The organism is Pseudomonas agronomica, assembly GCF_025917275.1.
In the GTDB taxonomy this organism is placed as follows: domain Bacteria; phylum Pseudomonadota; class Gammaproteobacteria; order Pseudomonadales; family Pseudomonadaceae; genus Aquipseudomonas; species Aquipseudomonas agronomica.
Window position 1 is genome coordinate 1 of the sequence record NZ_JAOSHO010000505.1, and the last position, 3533, is coordinate 3533.

The following is a 3533-nucleotide window of genomic DNA, read 5'->3' on the forward strand; positions in this document are numbered from 1 at the left end:
ATCGCGAGCAAGCTCGCTCCCACAATGGACCCCTTATGACTCCAACGGCATCACCGTCACCCGCACTTCGGGGTCATGGGTACCGCCGCCCAGGATCACTCCGCGCAACGGTGACACATCGGAAAAATCCCGGCCCCAGGCCAGGGTGATGTGTTCCAGCGCCGGCTGCACGTTGTTGGTCGGATCGAAGTCCACCCAACCCAACACCGGGCAGAACACCGACACCCAGGCGTGCGAAGCATCGGCGCCTATCAGGCGGGCCTGGCCGGGCGGTGGCTGGGTCAGCAGATAGCCGCTGACGTAACGCGCCGCCAATCCGCGGGATCGCACACAAGCCAGCATCAGGTGGGCGAAGTCCTGGCAAACACCCCGGCGGCGCTCCAGCACTTCCACCAACGGCGTCGCAACCTGGGTGGCCTCGGCGTCGAAGGTGAACTCTTCGAAGATCTTTTCCATCAATGCCTGGACACCGACCATCAACGGCCGTCCTGCCGGAAAACAGCTTTGCGAAAACTCCACGAAGCTGCGCTTGAGGTGCACATAGGGCGACTCGAAACGGTAGCGACAGGCGTCCAGTAACTGCGCTGCCAGCGGCCGGCCGCTATAGGTCAACGCGTCACGGGTCGAATCCCAGGCCGGCGACAGGTTGAAATCCAATTCAGGCCGCGCCAGCACCTCGACGCTCAGGCGGGCATTGACCAACAGCTCATCGTGAGGCCGTTCGAAGGCCAGGCGGGTCAACGGATTGCCGAACACGTCCTGCTCATCCCGACGAGTCGTCGGCTCCGGACTGATCAGCAACTGCTGCTCGGTGCAACGCTGCCAGTCACAGGGCCGTGGCCACAGATGGGCCAGTTGCTGCGCCAGGGACACCGGGCTGTCGTAGTGATAATGGGTGTCGTGGAGGATCTGGTAACGAGCGTTCATCAGACGGACACCGTGCGTTGGCTGACGTCATCGACGTGGGCAAAATGGCGCAAGGCCAGGCGATCGGACACCTGGCCGCTGACATCGGCCACTTCCTGCAACAGCTCGGCCAGCCCGTCGAGTGCCGCGCGCAGGCTGGCTTCGCCGAACAGCGGGTTTTCCAGGCAGCGCAGGTCGAAGCGCGACAGGCGCGTCACCAATTCCGGCAACGCGGTATCCCTGGGCGCGCCAAAATCATCGTTCAGGCGCTTGAGGGTGCGGGCCACCAGTTTCAATTGGAAGAGCACCGCATGGGGGTTCTGTTCGTCCAGCAGCAACAGGTCGAGCACCGGGATCAACTGCGCCACCGCCAGGTAGCGCGAGCGGTAGGTGATACTGCTGTTGCCCAATTCCAGCAACCACTCCAACCCGGCCTGATCGAAAACCGCCTCGCCCCGCAGGAATGCCGCCAGGCTGCTGCTGAGGAACTGCAGGCGCTCCAGGCGCCGACCGATCATCAGGAAGCGCCAGCCCTCGTCGCGGGTCATGTCGTCCAGGGCGAACCCGGACAACGCCGCCAGGGACATCACCAAGCGGTTGAGGAAATCCAGCAACTCACCGAAGTCCGGCTCACTGGTTTCCAGCTCCACCGCTTCGCGCTGCAGCTCCACCAGCGCCTGCCAGTTTTCCCGCGACAGCTTGCCGCGAACCTGCGAAGCCGCCCACTGCAAGCGCTGCAGATTGGACCGCAAACTAAAAGACCAGTCATCGCCGAGCATGGCCGCCATCAGGCGTTCGGGCAGCTCGCCCTCTTCGGGCAACAGCATCAGGCTCTCGCCCAGGGAGACCGCCGATTGCAGCGCTTGCGGGTCATCACCGTCGACATACCGCGCCAGCATGATCCGTAGAAGGCGAGCGCTGTCGTCGCAGCGTTCGCAGTAGCGGCCGAACCAGAACAGGTTTTCGACGACTCGCGACGGCAGGTACGGATCGCGGCGCACCAGATCATGAACGCCGACGGTGCGCTGGGCCTTCCATTGTTCGCCGCCGGGCGCTTGCTCGCCGAGCACCCACGTGTCCTTGCTGGCACCGCCGCGCTGCATCGACACCACCTCGGCATCGGCCTCGGCAGCCACGCGGGTCAGGCCACCGCGCAGCACGCGATAATCGTTTTTCCCGGACACGGCGTACACGCGCATGCCGATGGCCCGGGGCTGGATCAAGCCATCCTCGGCCTGCCACACCGGCGCCTGGGACAACTGCGCCAGCTCCTGGGCGACGTAGGCATAAGGCCGCGCCTGCATGCGTGCCGCCAGTTGGGCGCGCTGGTCCTCGTCCAGGTCTCGGCCGAACACGGGTGTGAAGCTCTGGGAGGGAAACGCCGGCTTGATCAACAGCTGGGGTAATTTCTCCAAGGCCTGGGCCAGCACTGGCGGTTCACCGCACCACCAGGTGGCAATGGAAGGCAGCATCAGCTCTTCGCCGAACAGATATTGGTTGATCTTCGGCAAGAACCCCAAGAGCCCTGGCGATTCCAGCACGCCGCTGCCCAGGGCATTGGCCACCAAGACCCGGCCCTGGCGCACCGCTTCCAACAAACCGGGCACGCCCAGGGCCGAATCGGTGCGCAACTCCAGCGGGTCGCAGAAATCATCGTCGAGCCGGCGCATGATCGCGTGGACCCGACGTAATCCGCTGAGGGTCTTGAGATACACCGTGGCGTCCCGAACGGTCAGGTCACCGCCTTCCACCAATGGGTAGCCGAGCTGGCGCGCCAGGTACAGATGCTCGAAATAGCTCTCGTTGAAACGCCCGGGCGTCAGCAGCACCACCAGCGGCGGCTCGCCGTCGCTGGGCGCCTGCCGTGCCAGCGTCTCTTGCAAGGTCCGGAAGAAACCGGACAAGTGCTGCACCTTCAGGTCGCGATATAGATCGGGAAACGCCCGGGACACGATGGTGCGATTTTCCAAGGCATAACCGGCCCCGGAAGGCGCCTGGGTCCGATCCGCGGTGACCCACCAGCGACCGTCGGGCGTACGCGCCAGGTCCACGGCATACAGGTGCAGGAAGTCGCCATCGGGCGGCGTGATGCCTTGGCAAGGCCAGAGGAAATTGTTGTGGCCGAACACCAGTTCTGCCGGCAACAGCCCTTCGCTGATCAGCCGCTGCGGCCCGTACAGGTCGGCCAGTACCGCATTGAGCAAACGCGCACGCTGGGCAATGCCAGCCGACAACAGCTTCCATTCCTGGACATCGATGACGTGGGGCAGCAGATCCAGTTCCCAAGGCCGATCGGCGCCCTTCGGGTCCGCATAGACGTTGTAGGTGACGCCGTTTTCCTGGATTTGCCGGGCCAGCAACGCCTGGCGCTGGATCAGTTGCGCTGGCGTACTGCGCTGCAACTGGTCGAACAGCCGCCGCCAGTGCGGGCGCACCGCACCGCTGTTGTCCAGCAATTCGTGATAGGTGCCCGTCGTCAGCGGGTAACGGTCAAGCAGGTCAGGCATGGAAAGCTCGGCAGGACGGCAATGATAGGTGAGACTAGCGCAAGCGTATGACGCCCGGATAGGTGGAAGATTGTGACGAGCCGCTGGGGGTGCCCTGTAGGAGCTGCCGGAGGCTGCGAT

At 64.3% G+C, this 3533-nt stretch carries 2 protein-coding genes; both read right to left on the minus strand.

Going from position 1 to position 3533, the window contains the following annotated elements; genetic code table 11:
* Positions 1 to 33: 33 nt before the first annotated feature.
* On the minus strand, positions 34 to 927 hold the full coding sequence (locus tag OC610_RS23510; protein ID WP_264431240.1) for a transglutaminase family protein: 894 nt from the start codon (positions 925 to 927) through the stop codon (positions 34 to 36).
* Positions 927 to 3413, minus strand: coding sequence for a circularly permuted type 2 ATP-grasp protein (locus OC610_RS23515; protein ID WP_264431241.1), 2487 nt, complete (start codon positions 3411 to 3413; stop codon positions 927 to 929). Before OC610_RS23515 ends, OC610_RS23510 begins: the two co-directional genes overlap by 1 nt.
* Positions 3414 to 3533: the final 120 nt, after the last annotated feature.

What these genes read in the sequence shown, in the direction of transcription:
- OC610_RS23510 (WP_264431240.1), bottom strand. Translation starts at nt 927, where the DNA reads ATGAACGCTCGTTACCAGATCCTCCACGACACCCATTATCACTACGAC.
- OC610_RS23515 (WP_264431241.1), bottom strand. Translation starts at nt 3,413, where the DNA reads ATGCCTGACCTGCTTGACCGTTACCCGCTGACGACGGGCACCTATCAC.